The sequence below is a fragment of the Aquimarina sp. MAR_2010_214 genome, from assembly GCF_002846555.1.
Lineage (GTDB): Bacteria > Bacteroidota > Bacteroidia > Flavobacteriales > Flavobacteriaceae > Aquimarina.
Genome location: NZ_PJMS01000001.1, coordinates 4,088,699 through 4,103,795, shown reverse-complemented (window position 1 = coordinate 4,103,795; position 15,097 = coordinate 4,088,699). Strand labels below are relative to the sequence as shown.

General features: G+C 31.2%; 13 protein-coding genes. 11 read left to right on the top strand and 2 right to left on the bottom strand.

What is annotated here, in order from left to right; all coding sequences use genetic code 11:
- The first annotated feature begins 104 nt into the window (after nucleotides 1–104).
- From ATE84_RS17745 to ATE84_RS17725, 5 genes are all read left to right on the top strand, one after another.
- A complete protein-coding gene (locus ATE84_RS17745; protein WP_101449237.1) occupies nucleotides 105–2,504 on the top strand; it encodes a TIM-barrel domain-containing protein in 2,400 nt (799 codons plus the stop codon).
- Nucleotides 2,505–2,642: 138 nt separating this feature from the next.
- Nucleotides 2,643–3,050, top strand: a complete 408-nt coding sequence (locus ATE84_RS17740) for a hypothetical protein (RefSeq protein WP_143273665.1) — start codon at nucleotides 2,643–2,645, stop codon at nucleotides 3,048–3,050.
- A 24-nt stretch (nucleotides 3,051–3,074) separates the two neighbouring features.
- Nucleotides 3,075–3,620, top strand: a complete 546-nt coding sequence (locus ATE84_RS17735) for an MOSC domain-containing protein (RefSeq protein WP_101449235.1) — start codon at nucleotides 3,075–3,077, stop codon at nucleotides 3,618–3,620.
- A 264-nt stretch (nucleotides 3,621–3,884) separates the two neighbouring features.
- Nucleotides 3,885–4,475, top strand: a complete 591-nt coding sequence (locus ATE84_RS17730) for a YdeI family protein (RefSeq protein ID WP_101449234.1) — start codon at nucleotides 3,885–3,887, stop codon at nucleotides 4,473–4,475.
- A 363-nt stretch (nucleotides 4,476–4,838) separates the two neighbouring features.
- A complete protein-coding gene (locus ATE84_RS17725) occupies nucleotides 4,839–5,225 on the top strand; it encodes an HU family DNA-binding protein (protein ID WP_101449233.1) in 387 nt (128 codons plus the stop codon).
- Nucleotides 5,226–5,660: 435 nt separating this feature from the next.
- Here ATE84_RS17725 and ATE84_RS17720 read toward each other — a convergent pair whose 3' ends face one another.
- Complete coding sequence (locus ATE84_RS17720; RefSeq protein WP_233195839.1) at nucleotides 5,661–5,996, bottom strand: hypothetical protein; 336 nt, start codon at nucleotides 5,994–5,996, stop codon at nucleotides 5,661–5,663.
- 125 nt (nucleotides 5,997–6,121) lie between these two features.
- On the opposite strand from ATE84_RS17720, the gene ATE84_RS17715 reads away from it, so the two are divergent.
- The 4 genes from ATE84_RS17715 to ATE84_RS17700 all read left to right on the top strand — a co-directional run bounded on the left by ATE84_RS17715 (nucleotide 6,122) and on the right by ATE84_RS17700 (nucleotide 11,167).
- A complete protein-coding gene (locus tag ATE84_RS17715) occupies nucleotides 6,122–7,249 on the top strand; it encodes a tyrosine-type recombinase/integrase (RefSeq protein ID WP_199176890.1) in 1,128 nt (375 codons plus the stop codon).
- Nucleotides 7,250–7,323: 74 nt separating this feature from the next.
- Entirely contained in the window at nucleotides 7,324–9,600 is a 2,277-nt protein-coding gene (locus ATE84_RS17710; protein ID WP_101449230.1) for a toxin-antitoxin system YwqK family antitoxin, read from the top strand.
- 195 nt (nucleotides 9,601–9,795) lie between these two features.
- A complete protein-coding gene (locus tag ATE84_RS17705; RefSeq protein WP_101449229.1) occupies nucleotides 9,796–10,356 on the top strand; it encodes a hypothetical protein in 561 nt (186 codons plus the stop codon).
- Between the two features lie 169 nt (nucleotides 10,357–10,525).
- A complete protein-coding gene (locus ATE84_RS17700) occupies nucleotides 10,526–11,167 on the top strand; it encodes a DUF6000 family protein (protein ID WP_101449228.1) in 642 nt (213 codons plus the stop codon).
- 337 nt (nucleotides 11,168–11,504) lie between these two features.
- Here ATE84_RS17700 and ATE84_RS17695 read toward each other — a convergent pair whose 3' ends face one another.
- On the bottom strand, nucleotides 11,505–12,560 hold the full coding sequence (locus ATE84_RS17695; RefSeq protein ID WP_101447544.1) for an IS110 family transposase: 1,056 nt from the start codon (nucleotides 12,558–12,560) through the stop codon (nucleotides 11,505–11,507).
- Between the two features lie 189 nt (nucleotides 12,561–12,749).
- On the opposite strand from ATE84_RS17695, the gene ATE84_RS17690 reads away from it, so the two are divergent.
- A complete protein-coding gene (locus ATE84_RS17690; RefSeq protein WP_101449227.1) occupies nucleotides 12,750–13,289 on the top strand; it encodes a hypothetical protein in 540 nt (179 codons plus the stop codon).
- 448 nt (nucleotides 13,290–13,737) lie between these two features.
- Nucleotides 13,738–15,084, top strand: coding sequence for an IS110 family transposase (locus tag ATE84_RS17680; RefSeq protein WP_101446053.1), 1,347 nt, complete (start codon nucleotides 13,738–13,740; stop codon nucleotides 15,082–15,084).
- Nucleotides 15,085–15,097: the final 13 nt, after the last annotated feature.

Below are 15,097 nucleotides of genomic sequence, written 5' to 3'. Positions count from 1 at the left end.
CTGAAAAATCAATAATTTTTCTGATGCAGCTATGGTTATAGTTTTATTCTATAGGGATTCCGTTATATTTGAGTACTATCTGTTGATAAAAATACATATTGAATATGAATTCTAAGTTTACCTTTTTTCTTGTATTTGTAACACTTATACTCGCGACAATTTCTTGTAAAAAGAAGTACGAAGGCCCATATCAAGGTTTTAAAAAAAAAGACACTCATATCGAGGTGTTTAAGGATAATGGAAAATATATAATTAAACCATATTCTGATAAAATTATAGAAACTTCATTTATACCAACGGGGGAGACATTTAATTCACAATCTCATGCCGTAATCTTAAACTCTATTGCTTCAAAAGTACAGGTACTAGAAAATGATAGTGTATTAACTATACATACCAGTGGTATTAGTGTTCATATCACCAAGGAACCTTTTCATATTTCATATACGTATCAGGGAAAGAAGCTGATTTCCGAAAAGGAAGGATATATAAAAACAGATTCTACCGAAATTTTAGATTTTAACCTGGATAAAAGTGAAGTCATTTACGGAGCTGGATCTCGAGTGGTAGGGATGAATCGCAGAGGTAAAAAACTTCAGTTATACAATAGAGCTCATTATGGGTATGAAAATTATTCTGAATTAATGAATTTTACAATGCCTGTAGTGCTTTCTTCTAAAATATATGCTGTTCATTTTGATAATGCACCGATTGGATTTTTAGATATCGATAGTAAAAAAGATAATACACTACGATATGAAACCATTAGCGGTAGAAAAACATATCAGGTAGTAGCAGGAGATGATTGGAAAGATTTGATGAATCAATATACCAATCTGACAGGAAAACAGCCATTACCTCCTCGTTGGGCATTTGGAAATTTTGCTAGCCGTTTTGGATATCATTCTGAAAAAGAAACCAAAGAAACTATAGCTAGATTTAAAACAGATAGTATACCATTAGATGCAGTAATTCTTGATATTTATTGGTTTGGAAAAGAAATCAAGGGACATATGGGGAACTTTGAATTTTTAAAAGATTCATTTCCGAATCCAAAACAAATGATTAATGATTTTAGAGATCAAGGAATCAAAACCATATTAGTTACAGAACCTTTTGTACTAACAACTTCAAAAAAATGGGATGAAGCTGTAAAGAAAGGTGTTTTAGGAAAAGATACGCAAGGGAATCCGTTTACGTATGATTTTTATTTTGGAAATACCGGAATTATAGATATTTATAACCCAAAAGCAAAAGAATGGTTTTGGGATATTTATGCTACATATACTCGCGATTATGGAGTAGCAGGGTGGTGGGGTGATTTAGGAGAACCAGAAGTACACCCTTCAGAATTACAGCATGCTACAGGAAGCGCAGATGAGGTTCATAATATTTATGGTCATGATTGGGCGCGATTGGTACAGGAAGGGTACCAAAGAGATTTTCCTGATCAACGTCCGTTTATATTAATGCGAGCAGGATATTCTGGATCTCAACGGTTTGGAATGATCCCATGGTCTGGTGATGTAAACAGAAGTTGGGGAGGGTTGCAGTCCCAAACCGAAATAGCATTACAGATGGGGATGCAGGGATTAGGGTATATGCACTCTGATCTGGGAGGATTTGCTGGCGGTGAAGCATTTGATTCAGAATTGTATACCCGCTGGTTACAATATGGAGTATTTCAACCAATATTTAGGCCACATGCCCAAGAACATATTGCACCAGAACCGGTTTTTCATGATACAAAAACAAAAGCTTTAGCCAAGAAAAGTATCGAACTTAGATATAGTTTACTACCTTATAATTACACTATTGCTTTTGAGAATAATCAAACGGGCATACCACTGATGCGCCCTTTGTTTTTTGAAAATACAGATAATAAGGAATTATCTGAAATAAGTTTTACCTATATGTGGGGGGATCATTTTATGGTATCGCCCATAGTACAACCTGGTATTGCATCTATGGATATTCCGTTTCCAAAGGGAACTACTTGGTACGACTTCTTTACCGAACAGAAATTTGAAGGAGGAACATTTAAAACGGTTGAAGTTGCAGAAGATCACATCCCAGTGTTTGTAAAAGCAGGAGCATTTATTCCTATGGTGCAACCAGTACAAACCACCGAAATGTATTCGACAAAAGAGATAATATTACATTACTATCATGATAGTACTGTAGAACAGAGTTCTGGTAAATTATATGATGATGATGGCAAAACACCTAATGCTTTTGAAAAAGGAAACTATGAAATATTAAAATTTATTAGTACAGCAAACGATAAAAAACTATCAATAGCGCTAACAGTAGAAAAAGGAGCTAAATATACGTTTAGTGATAGAAAAATTACTTTGATTATTCATAATATTCAATCCACTCCAGAATCTATAACAATAAGTGGTGCTTCTCCTTTGTTTGATTGGAATGAAGCAGATAAGAAGCTAAAAATAAACTTCAATTGGAATTCTAAAGAAACCAAAAACATAAATATTTCTTTGTAAAATGCTCTAAATTATCGAACTTATAAGCTCAAAATCTATAAGGTTTAAGTAATCTAAAAGAGAATAAAGACAGAACGTCTAGTATGACAATCATGATTAAAATTACTTTGGATTTGATAAAATATTTAGAATTTTAACATGAAAAACGACATGAAATTTAAGAACGTACTATTCATTTTTATTGCTTTAATTTTAATAGGATGTAAAACAGATGATATAGTATGGCTTAATGGTCAATGGGAAGGAGTTGGTTGTCAATTAGATTTAGAAGAAAATAACACCTGGTCTATTAATTTAGAGGTTGATGTTTACCAACAATCTTTTGAGATCAAATACCCAAGTTTAGAATGTTCTGGGCAATGGGAACTAGTAGAGTATTCGAATGATCGTGTTGTTTTCAATGAAGTAATATTAGAAAACACGAATACTTGTATCAAAGATGGTACTGTGATAATAACCAAAGTAGACGAAAATCATATTAGTTATAGTTATTATATCACAGACGGGAGAGACGTTTTAGCTTTTTCTACGTTGAAAAGAAAATAAGAATATTGGCGTATTATATACTAAATGAAGAAAGGAAAGATAATAGGTGTAAGTAAGAGTCAATCTCACACTTTTAATAAATTTAGTTACGAGCATATAACTCTTATCAAAGGATTGGGTGTTAAAGGGGATGCCCATATGGGAAAAACAGTAAAACATAGATCTAGAGTATTAAAGGATCCTACTCAACCAAATTTAAGACAAGTACATCTAATTCATTCTGAACTATTTGAGGAATTGAAGAAGAAAGGGTTTTATATCAAAAAAGGGGAGGTAGGAGAGAATATTACTACTATCGGGGTAGACTTATTAAGTCTTCCTAAGAGTACTATTCTGAAGCTTGGTGAGAAAGTGAAAATTAGAATAACCGGTTTAAGAAACCCTTGTAATCAATTGAATTCGATAAAAGAAGGATTGATGAAAGCTGTTTTGGACACTGATGAGAACGGGGATTTAATAAGAAAAGCTGGTGTTATGGGAGTAGTGGTAGAGGGCGGAGAAGTATCTGTTGGAGATCAAATTGAAATTTTACTACCCGAAGAACCACATCTTAAACTAGAAAGAGTATAAGAAAAAGGATACTATGTCTACTTGTTGTGCATTTAGATATTTTTTTAACTATAATCCGTCAATTCGAGTGATTCGGCTTTAGGAGAAGTGTATCGAGAATAGGATTTTAGTTTTAAAAAGCTATTCTCGATACATTTTGTCTCCATTCCATTACGACAAAACACTCGAATTGACGCTTTTTTGTAATAACCTTCCTAAATGCACAACGGGTTATATCTATAATTTGGTAGTGTTCTGAAACGTATAAATTTAATACCTGAGGCTATGCAAAAAAATGAATCTGTCGAAGAATTTATTTCAAAGAATGAAGAATGGAAAGAAGCAATAGAAATCTTAAGATCAATACTGCTTACTACCGAAATGGAAGAGACTATAAAATGGGGGATTCCGGTGTATATTATTAATGGAAAAAATGTAATAGGAATAGGAGCATTTAAATCCTATGTTGGAATTTGGTTTTATCAAGGTGTATTCTTAGAAGATAAGGCAAAGAAGTTGCTAAACGCTCAAGAAGGAAAAACCAAAGGTTTACGACAATGGAGGTTTAATACTACTGATGAGATAGACAAAAAAATGATACTTCAGTATGCAAAAGAAGCAATTAGAAATCAAAAAGAGGGTAAGGAAATCAAACCAGTACGATCAAAAACAATCGAGATTCCTTCTGAATTATTAACAGCACTGAATGCTAATGATAATTTAAAAAAATCTTTTGAACAATTAACTCCTTTCAAACAAAAAGAATACGCAGAATATATTACTACCGCAAAGCGAGAAGCTACTCGTATATCAAGATTAGAGAAAATAAGCCCAATGATACTCGATGGTATTGGGTTGAATGATAAGTATCGATAAAACTAACACTATTTTTTGCAAAACAATTGCAGCTTATAATAATATAAGACAACTACTTCTTTTTAGTATGCTGGCCAACGATAATCTATCTTTAAAATAGCAGTTTGCATAAATAAACACAACAATTCTAGTGTGTATTTGTAGTTTATATTTAATTTTCAACATAAAATATTCAGTAAAAATGTTAATTTATTGACATTTTGTCAATAAATATAATATTTAACTGCTATTTTGACATCTGTTTTATGTTGTTGTTAATCAGTGATCTACGTATTGTTTTGATGTATTCGTAGTATAATTCTTTGTCTTTGGAATAAAACTTGACTCATTACTGGTTATATGAATCTTTAAATATGATAGAATATGTCAGTACATTTTAAATCGATAGCCAGAAAGGATCCAAGGGATGCTACGGCTATCCCAAAGCACTATGCTTTGGTTGTAAGTAGTGGAGTAACCGATATTGATCAGTTATCACAATTGGTAAGTGATGGATCAACAGTTACCCGGGCAGATGTATATGCAGTAATCATTAGATTGGTGACAACTATTCAGAACGAGCTTAGCCAGGGGCGTACCATACGTTTGGGTAAGTTGGGTAGTTTTAGTTTAGGGGTTAATAGTGAAGGGGTTGATACTCCAGAAGAGGTAACCCCATCATTAATTAAACGAACAAAAATTCGTTATCGCCCAAGTATAGAATTAAGCAACATGCTTAAGACACTTCGATTTAAAAAGAAAAGTGAGTAAGCATGTAGTTTAAGGCTACACATTATAAAGTACTCTCTGGCGCTTATGGTGCCGGGGAGTGTTTTTTTGTCTAAAAAACGCCAAAACTCACCTAAGAAGCCATTTTTTTTGACCTTAGATGCCGTTTTTTTTCATCTAAGAAGCCAATTTTATTGCTCTAGGCGTCCAAAAATACCACTCAAAAACACCGTTTTGAAGTAAAAAATAACTTAAAACACCTTTAAAAAACAGGCTGATACACGCTCTTTTTTATGCAGAAAACTAACTAAAATGCAATGGTTTTTTGAGGGTTTTTTAGTTAGAAAGAAACTCAATTTCCGACTTAAATTCACCCAATAAAACTGTATTTTTTGTTTACTATTTCAAAATTAAAATGGTATAAGAGAATATACAGGAGTATAAAGCAAATCGATTATATGAGTTGTTACCTATTACCTAACTGTTCATATAATCCTGCCACCTTACCAAAAGATACTTTTCTTTCTGGTTTTCCTTTAGATCCAGAAATCCATATTCATAACAAAACAAATAGATCTGTCCTTTTTTGTTTTTCCAGTAATGCGTAAAATAAGTAGGGTCAAACCCCTCAGATAGTAGCTTTTCTTTACGTATAGTAGACATCCCAGATTTATTATACGCTTTTAAGAGTTTACGATTGGTTTTTAACTTTTTGTCAATAGTGTAATATAAGGCTTCTTCTGATTTACGTTTTTGATATTGATGAGCAGATTTACAATGGATAGAACAATATTTCTTATCGGATCTACCCATAATTTCAGCTTTGCAATGTGGACATATATTCATAGTTTCTAATGAATCAAATAGTAGTCGAATCCTATTCGAATGTTATTCGACTAAAATACTACTATGATTTTTAAATACTGCATTTTTGTATCATGAACCTCACCAAACATATCACCTTAAAGCATTTGCTGATTGGTAACCAAAAGATGATTGGATTACAGTTTCATCCTGATAAGGTAATCCAGGCATTGATAAAAGAACTCCCCAATCCTAAATGGAGCAGAGAGTTTGCTATGGTATATATCATAAATACCAAAGAAAACTTGAATCATGTTTTTGAGAAATTTAGAGGTGTCGCTTGGATTAACGGAAATTCTTTCTTTAAAGAGAAAGTTATACGAGATAATGAGCCTGTCGATGTTAACTGGTATCGTAATAGAGCTAAAGCAGCTTCATATAGATATGTACCAGAAGCATATCTTCTAAAATTAGAACTTAAAAGATATGCCCTAAACACCTGTAAAATATACATCTCGTTATTTGAGAAGTTCATAAATCAGTATCCCGATAAGGATATTGTGGAATTATCAGAGCAGGAGATAAGAGCATATTTGCAATTACTTATTCGTCAAAAAAAATCTAATAGTTATATTAATCAAACGATCAATAGCATTAAGTTTTATTACGAAGTAGTGATGGGAATGCCTAATCGATTTTATAGTATTGAAAGACCTAGAAAAGAACAAAAACTCCCTCAAGTACTTTCCAAAGAGGAAATTCTCGCTATGATTGCCAATACCAACAACATAAAACACCGTTGTATTGTAAGTCTATTATATTCTGCTGGATTACGTAGAAGTGAACTATTGGAATTAAAAATTCAAGATATAGATAGTAAGCGGATGCTAATTCATATCAAAAATGCAAAAAATAATAAAGACCGATATTCATTGTTATCAAAAACCGTTTTAAAAGAATTAAGAGTATATTATAAAGAATGGAAACCAAAAAAATACCTGTTTGAAGGATTAAAAGGAACTAAATATAGTGGAAGTAGTGTAAAAGAAATAGTAGTTAAGGCAGCAGAAAAATCAAAGATAAACAGGAGAGTAACTCCGCATATGTTAAGACATAGTTTTGCTACTCATCTTTTAGAGAATGGTACTGACTTAAGGTATATTCAAACGCTGCTAGGACATGGTAGTACAAAAACAACAGAAATTTATACTCAAGTGGCAATAAACAATTTCAAATCAATTAAAAATCCACTAGATTTGTAATAAATACATGGAATATAATAGCAATTGCTATTACAACATTGTTAGGCACAAGCAAAAAATATTAGTTAAAAAACATGAAAACCAAAATTGTAATATTCTTTTTAATTATTTCATCGTTATCTTATAGTCAAGAAAAAGATTCTATTAAACTAAAAGAGCTTGAATTTGCAGAAAAACTCACCTACGCTTTTACTTCTGAAGTATTTAAAAAACAAGAGCATAATTCAAAAATAGATAAAGATTATAAACTGCCTTGGAATACAAAACTATACACTGAAGCACAATCAAAAAAGGCTCTAGACACTTTAATAAAAAATGCTACCATTAAAATTAAGAAAGGAAGCTTTTCAAATCACATTTTAGAATTCAATTCATATTTCCCAGAATTTATAAGTGACGACCTAATAAGTATTTTTAAGTTATCAATTAAAACGAATAAAATTGCAGATGATAGTACAATCTTAAAGATTCAAGAAAGTGGTAATTCTGGGTTTGGATTTCACTCTTCCTCAGGCTTTGAAAACGGAAATGCTTACTCCCATAATTGGAGAACCATTAGTACCTCTTTTGATATTAAAACTAAAATAAAAACAGAGGGGTTTAAGGGAACAATAGAATTTGAAAGTGGATTTATCAAAGGTTATGATTATTTAAAAATCAAAAAATCAGATATTGGTAAAGAAATGAAAATTGGTAATTATGACTTTACTGTTATAGATGTTTTAGATAATTCATTGATATTAGATTTCAAAACTAACATTGAAGATTTGGGATTGACTTTAGTCAATTTAAATAAAAAAAGGCAACGTATTATTTCATCAGGAGTTATGTTTAGTTCGCAAACACTTTTTAAAGACGTTTACTTAAAGTTTAAAGAAAACCCAAACTTATCATTTGAGGATTATAAAAAAGCATTTCATTCTAAATTTATAGAAATGATTGAAAACGCTAAAAAGAAGAAAGAAACTCAAGAAAATATCTTTGGGAAAGAATATAGAGTTTTTACTTCATCAGGGAATTTAATTAATGCATATTTATATATGCCGAAATATTTTTCCAAAAAGTTTGAAATCACATATAATGAAAATGAAAAAGAGCGTATTCCTAAAGAACCTAAAAAATCTCCATTAGATAAAAAAATGGAATTATATTTTGAAAATGAAGATGGTGTTGCTGTTTTATTAGGTGATAATTTAAAACTTTTAGATAAAAACCTTAGACCAATAAAAAGTGTTGAATCTGGAATCTACGTTAAAATTCTTGGGAAATCGCTTAGAGACTTTAATGGTGAGAAATACGATGAAACATGTAAGGCATACAAATACGTGAAAATAGTATATGATGATGATGAATATCTGATTGCAGGTAAAAATGTATACAAAATGGAAAAACTAGATAAACAAGCTCCTCAAGGTAGTACTTTAGAGTTTTTCAAAGCAGAATCTAACGACTATTTAAAAGTTTTTAAACCTAATGCTGGTATGGAATTCTGTTATCAAATTACGTATTCTCCCATCTTAATTAAAAACACAAAAAAAGATTCTTATACTTTTATAGATGTGATAAAAGATGATTTATATTCTAAAATAACCAACCAATTTAAAGAGGCTGATTTTTTTCAATCTGGAAGTAATGCAAACATTTATGATAAAATAACCAAAATTGAAACAACTGATGGTGGATTTCTTTTAGATTTAAGACATGATGGAGATAGTTATAAAGTTTCACTTACTAAAAAGAAAAATAAATACATAGTTAAATATTTGAATAAAAAGAAAACTTCTGAGAATAAACGTAATGGTATTACAAAAGAATTTTATGAAAATGGAGATTTAAAAGCAGAATGGAATTATAAGAACAATAAATTAAATGGAATTTCAAAAAAATATTACAAAGATGGAAAATATGCTGTCAAGAATTATTTAAATGGTAAACTAATAGAATCAAAAACATATTTAAAAGATGGTATTTTGCATGAAGAGTTTAATATTGAAAATGGAAAAAGAAATGGAACGGCTACAAGATTCTATAAAACTGGAGAAAAAAGAGCTACTTGGGAATATAAAGATAATGTCTTAATTAGCGGAGCTACTTATTACATCATCGGAGAGAAAAAAAATGATTACAAATATCAAGAAGGAAAGAGAAATGGAATTTCTATTGGTTATTTTTTAAATGGTAAAAAGAAATATGAATGGAATTATATAAAAGGGAAATTAGAAGGTATAACCATTGAATATTATAAAAGTGGTAAAAAGAAATATGAGTGGAATTATGAAAAAAATAAATTAAAAGGCAAATCAATTAAATACTATGAAAACGGTAGTGTAGAGAAAATTTTGAGTTATTAAAACAATATATAGAAGCCTGTGCCTAACAATTTGTATAATACATATGCACCCTTCGGGATGCAAACGCACCATACAAGAAACGTTGCCAACAATGCAAAACCGAAACTACCGAAAGTGAATAGATTTATAATAATAGTCTTAATAATATTTTCCTTTTCAAGTTGTCAGAATTATGAAAGCGAGAAATATATTAAAATGGAAAACGAAGCCATTAATGATATAATTCTTGAAATGACACAATTTGAGGAAATGAAAGAACTGAATGAATATGGAAATAAAAAACTTAAACTTTATATCTTATCAAAATTAGACACAACAACAGCTTGGACAATAAAACCAACTGGATATGACATTGGTGCGAATGGAATTGATTATTCAAAAGAAAGAATTGAAAGAAACAAAAATAAATTTGAGGAAGATTTAAAACAATATGAATTTGAGAAAAAAATTTTCATCGACTTAAAAAATGGAAAAATTAAAACTCGGAATTTGAATTATTCCTTTAAGAATGAAAATTTAAATATTGAATTAATAAAAAAAGAAAAGATTGAAGCATTAGAAAACTTTGATACTAAAAAAAATGAATTTGGTTATTTATTCATTTCAAGAATAGTTTTTAATAGAAATTTCACGAAAGGTTATTTACATTTTGACTTTATTTGTGGAGATGGTTGTGCTTGGGACAATAATATTGAAATCAAAAAAGTAAATGGAAAGTGGAAAATAACGGAATACTTTTCTGGAGGAATTGCCTGAAAACAAAAGCACTGTTGGCAACACCGTATATAATTTATTGCTGGCTTCTCGCCTACTTGCGAAAGTCCTCGCGGACTTTCTTGGTCGGTAATTATTTACTAAATTAGTTGCTTGAAACACGCAACAAACCATATACACAAACGTTCTACGCAATTTGAACAAACCAACAATGGACGAAAAAACAAAGAAACAAATTGAATTACATTCTGCTGGTGCAACAATCCGACACGCAAGTCCATTTGCAGAGTTGGAACATTATACGAACGAAAATAAAATTGAACCTGAATTTATAAAAAAGTGGTGTGTTCCATTTTATATGTTCGGAATAAATAATGCAGATGAATTCATTCGGAACTTTGAACCAATAAGAGCGGAACTGAATATAGAAGTTGTTAAAAATCTACTTGGAGATTTTAATTGGAGAACTAGAATTGTTGGAGCGTATTTTGCTTCAATAATGGAATATAAAACTGTTGAGGATATTATTGGAATTCACCTTTTAAAAAGTCAAGTTTGTTACGCAGGAAATGGGTACTGTTTAGCATTAGCGAAATTTAATACTCAAAACGGAATTGAATATCTGAAAAAATATCTTGAATACTATTTGACAAGAAAAGACTTGCATTATGACCAAAGTGGAGCAATGTTGGCTCTAAAATGGACTGACCAAATAAACGGAACGAACGAAATGAATAATTATTTAGGATTGTATAAAGAATGGACTTCTGGTAATCATACACAAGACATAAATAATAAATTTCAAGGATTTGAACAACAGATGAACAATTTGAAAAGAATAAAAACTGCGTAGAACAACGTGTCCTATGTAAAGCCCTTTCCCAAGTCTTAGGTTAAAAATACAATATTTTATTATTTTAATTATCTCATTCTAATGATTTTAGATTGTTGGATTGTTGGCAACGCCATTAAAGCGTTGTCAATACTTCAACAATAGCCCATTATAACTCCGCATCCTATATGTGGTATGATACAAAATCATCCACCAGCATCACTATGATTATGATTGGCAAACAAGGCAACTTGCTATAAAATGTGATAACGGTTTAAAGCTTCACCCACGTTGTTTAGTTGTCCTTTTTTGTGCCAAAAGTATTGTCGAGTTTTTAGGCTTATATTTTTTATTTTTTTCAACTTACCACTCCTATCTGATAGGGGGTTTCTGTTCTGATAATAGCATGAATACGGCTCAGTAATTTTCTGGCCACCTTTACTAAAATCCTTTTCACATCTTTTCCCTTATGAGATCGGTAATATGCTTGCATCACAGGATCAAACCGTAAAGCAACCCAAGTAGCCTCTACCAGGTAACTTCTCATAATTCTGTTTGCTCTGGGAGTAAGGCCAGAAGTAGTCAAACTATCACCACTCTGGTGAACAGATGGAATCAAACCAACATAACTAGCCAACTGCTTAAAATTCTTAAACCTTCGTAAATCGCCTAACTCACAAATGATCCCACATGCTACAATAGGACCTACTCCTGGAACACTCCTTAGTAAATAATAATCCTTCTTGTAATGTTTACGACAATAAGCGCGTAGTTTAACACTCACGTCTCGTTGTTGCTTGTCTACAAAATCAAAAGATGCTAATCGGGTCTGCAAACAATAATCCATCGTGGTATAATCAAAGGATAAATTCTTTAGCCAATTTCTAAATTTATGAGACCAATGGGGTTGATCTAACTCTTTGGGAATCTCAACTCCTAAATACAATAGTTGCATCTTGATTTGGGTTTTGATCTTACGCAGTTCTTTAACTAGATCATTACGCCTACGAAATAGACATCGTAAGTACTCCCGCTCAATATCTGGAACATGAATCCCTCGTAAACGACCATCTTTTAACTCCCTACATAATAATCGAGCATCGATCTTATCGCTCTTCTGAAATTGTGCCTTGGCTGGCCGGTGAACATCAGCCGGGTTAACCACCATAGAACACCAACCAAAAGATTCAAATAAGCGATGATGACTAAAACCACAACAACCAGATTCATAACAACAATATACCTGATATCCTGTAAAATGTTTGTCTACATATTTCTGTAATGCATAAGCATTGGGAGGAATCGTCAAATCTGAGCCATCAAAAAGGTCGGTAGCTGTATGAATTTTCCAACTTCTCTTGTGTACGTCAATACCAATAAATAACTTTGAGTCTGTAGTATCCTTTGTTTTCATAATAAATTAGTAGTTTGATTCATTATATAAACTTAGGATACTGCTTTTACATGGTTGCTATAATTAATGGCTAGTTCTAGCCTACTTACGAAAATCCTCACGGATTTTCTATTCAGTTTTTATTTGCTAAATTAGGTGCTTAAACACGCCACTAATCATACACAAGACCGTTGTAAAACATTACAAAAAATGAACAAAAGAACATTAATAACAATTATCTCAATTGGACTAGTTTTATTTAGTTGTAAAGAAAACAAACAGAATGAAGTTAAAGATAAACCTTTGCAAGTTGAAAAGACTGAGACTAAAAAAAACAAAATGGAAACTTTAGGAATTGAGCAAAAATTATCAGAATTAATCTCCAAGAAAATATCAAATAAAGATTTCGTAACTGAATTTTTAAAATCTGAGGCTTTTGTTTGTTTACCAAAAGGACAAGTAAATAAGGCAACCGGAATGATTCAAGAAAACCCGACATTATTTACGCTGACCTATCCAGAATATGTTTCAATATGCTTTTACACAAGCGAGAGTAATGCTGAAAAAACTTTTAAACAGTTTCCTAACTTTGAGGAAGTCGCTAAAATAAATGTGGCGGATTTTCTTAATACATTAAAAGGAAATAAATTCGGAATCGTAATTAACCCGTATTGTGATTTACATAAAATCTATTCATTAGAGGAATCGATAGAAATACAAAAAGAAATAGCAAACGTTTTACAACAATAGCTATAATTAATACGGGTTTAGGTGCTTAACCTAAAGTTTAGTGTATTTTTATGAAGTCCGCCAAATCTTTTGATTTGGCTTTAAACGAAAAAGATAAAACAAAATAAAAAGTTTTGGCTAAGTGCTTAATCGGAAATTCAGTTGTATTTTTTCCCGTACTAACCATAGCTGAAACGTTGGGCGTAATTCCTCTCTTCTCCAAAAAAAATAATCTCTTTAAGGTAACGTTTTGTATCTTATTAGGGTTCATTGTTAGACCGATTTTTAATTGATGCCTTCAAAGCTCGAGCGCAATTCTGGTTGGAATGTAAAAAGCCTTTGATATACCAGTATCAAAGGCTTGTGATAATCTCATTGATGAATCCTTTATGGATATCTCGTTCAGAATATTTTCTTGATTACAATATACATTCTCTTTGGGCATTTTTATTCATTTAAATCAAAAAGAATGGCAAAAAGAAATTTAAAAATGGATATCATTAATCCTAATGCAGCTGGAATTGATATTGGAAGTCGCTCACATTTTGTAGCAATTAATCAAGAACACTCTGATGTAAAAGAGTTTGGAGTTTATGCTCAGGACATCAAAGAATTACTCAAGTGGTTACTTGAAAATGATGTAAAAACTGTAGCTATGGAATCTACAGGTTCGTATTGGCAAAATTTATATACAGAATTACAGAATTCATCTATTGAGGTGATTCTAACAAATGGAAAATTCACCAAAAATATCAAAGGAAAAAAAACAGATGTTTTGGATTGTATGTGGATTCAAAGACTACATACTTTAGGGCTTTTAAGTGGCAGTTTTTTACCTGATTTAGAAACAGAACACCTAAGAACTTTGGTTAGACACCGCGGTAATTTAATTCAGACTACTTCAAAAGCATCCAAAAGAATGGCTCAAAACATGAGACTAATGAATTTAAGATTAGACATTGTGGTAAAGGACATTGTTGGTTTAACAGGTTTACGAATTATTAATAAAATTTGTAATGGAGAAACAAGTGGAAAAGAACTTGCTAAATTAAGACATGGGAATTGTAAAAAATCAGAAGAAGAAATTGCTAAAGCTTTACAAAGTAATAATCGTCAAGATTACTTATTTGTTTTAAAACAAGAGTTACAAAAATACCAAGACACTCAAAAATTAATAATAGAATGTGATATTGAAATAAAAAATATTTTAGAGCAATTTGTGAATCAAAATGAAATAAAAAAATCACTTTATATTGATAAGAAAGTACATAAAAGAATAAATAAAAACACGCCTAAAAACATAGATTTAAACCTTATTTCATATCAATATTTTGATGGTGTAGATTTATATGCCATAGAAGGATTTAGTCATGGGACTGTACTTACATTAATGAGCGAACTTGGTGAAAAAGGAATACTAAAATTCCAAAATGCACAACATTTTACATCTTGGTTAAGACTAGCTCCCAACAATAAAATCTCTGGCGGACGTATTCTTAGCAGTAGAACTCCCAAAGGCAGTAATAGACTTAAAATAGCACTAAGACAAGCTGGAAATGCAATTGGAAATTTAAAAGACACTCATCTTTCAAACTTCTTCAATAGAATAGCATACAGAAAAGGTAGAGTCGTTGCTGTTTCTGCTACCGCAAGAAAAATAGCTACAATACTTTGGAATATGCTATACAAGAATATACAATATACTCCTCCAACAATTTATGAGTATCTTGACCAAAAAAGAAAGAGAAAAGTTCTGGAACTTCAAAAGCAAATAGCTAATTTAGACGCTAGAATGAGTAAAATACAACCCGTTTAAAAGCTAGTGAAAT

What these genes read in the sequence shown, in the direction of transcription:
- ATE84_RS17745 (WP_101449237.1), top strand. Translation starts at nt 105, where the DNA reads ATGAATTCTAAGTTTACCTTTTTTCTTGTATTTGTAACACTTATACTC.
- ATE84_RS17740 (WP_143273665.1), top strand. Translation starts at nt 2,643, where the DNA reads ATGAAAAACGACATGAAATTTAAGAACGTACTATTCATTTTTATTGCT.
- ATE84_RS17735 (WP_101449235.1), top strand. Translation starts at nt 3,075, where the DNA reads ATGAAGAAAGGAAAGATAATAGGTGTAAGTAAGAGTCAATCTCACACT.
- ATE84_RS17730 (WP_101449234.1), top strand. Translation starts at nt 3,885, where the DNA reads ATGCAAAAAAATGAATCTGTCGAAGAATTTATTTCAAAGAATGAAGAA.
- ATE84_RS17725 (WP_101449233.1), top strand. Translation starts at nt 4,839, where the DNA reads ATGTCAGTACATTTTAAATCGATAGCCAGAAAGGATCCAAGGGATGCT.
- ATE84_RS17720 (WP_233195839.1), bottom strand. Translation starts at nt 5,996, where the DNA reads ATGGGTAGATCCGATAAGAAATATTGTTCTATCCATTGTAAATCTGCT.
- ATE84_RS17715 (WP_199176890.1), top strand. Translation starts at nt 6,122, where the DNA reads ATGAACCTCACCAAACATATCACCTTAAAGCATTTGCTGATTGGTAAC.
- ATE84_RS17710 (WP_101449230.1), top strand. Translation starts at nt 7,324, where the DNA reads ATGAAAACCAAAATTGTAATATTCTTTTTAATTATTTCATCGTTATCT.
- ATE84_RS17705 (WP_101449229.1), top strand. Translation starts at nt 9,796, where the DNA reads ATGGAAAACGAAGCCATTAATGATATAATTCTTGAAATGACACAATTT.
- ATE84_RS17700 (WP_101449228.1), top strand. Translation starts at nt 10,526, where the DNA reads ATGGACGAAAAAACAAAGAAACAAATTGAATTACATTCTGCTGGTGCA.
- ATE84_RS17695 (WP_101447544.1), bottom strand. Translation starts at nt 12,560, where the DNA reads ATGAAAACAAAGGATACTACAGACTCAAAGTTATTTATTGGTATTGAC.
- ATE84_RS17690 (WP_101449227.1), top strand. Translation starts at nt 12,750, where the DNA reads ATGAACAAAAGAACATTAATAACAATTATCTCAATTGGACTAGTTTTA.
- ATE84_RS17680 (WP_101446053.1), top strand. Translation starts at nt 13,738, where the DNA reads ATGGCAAAAAGAAATTTAAAAATGGATATCATTAATCCTAATGCAGCT.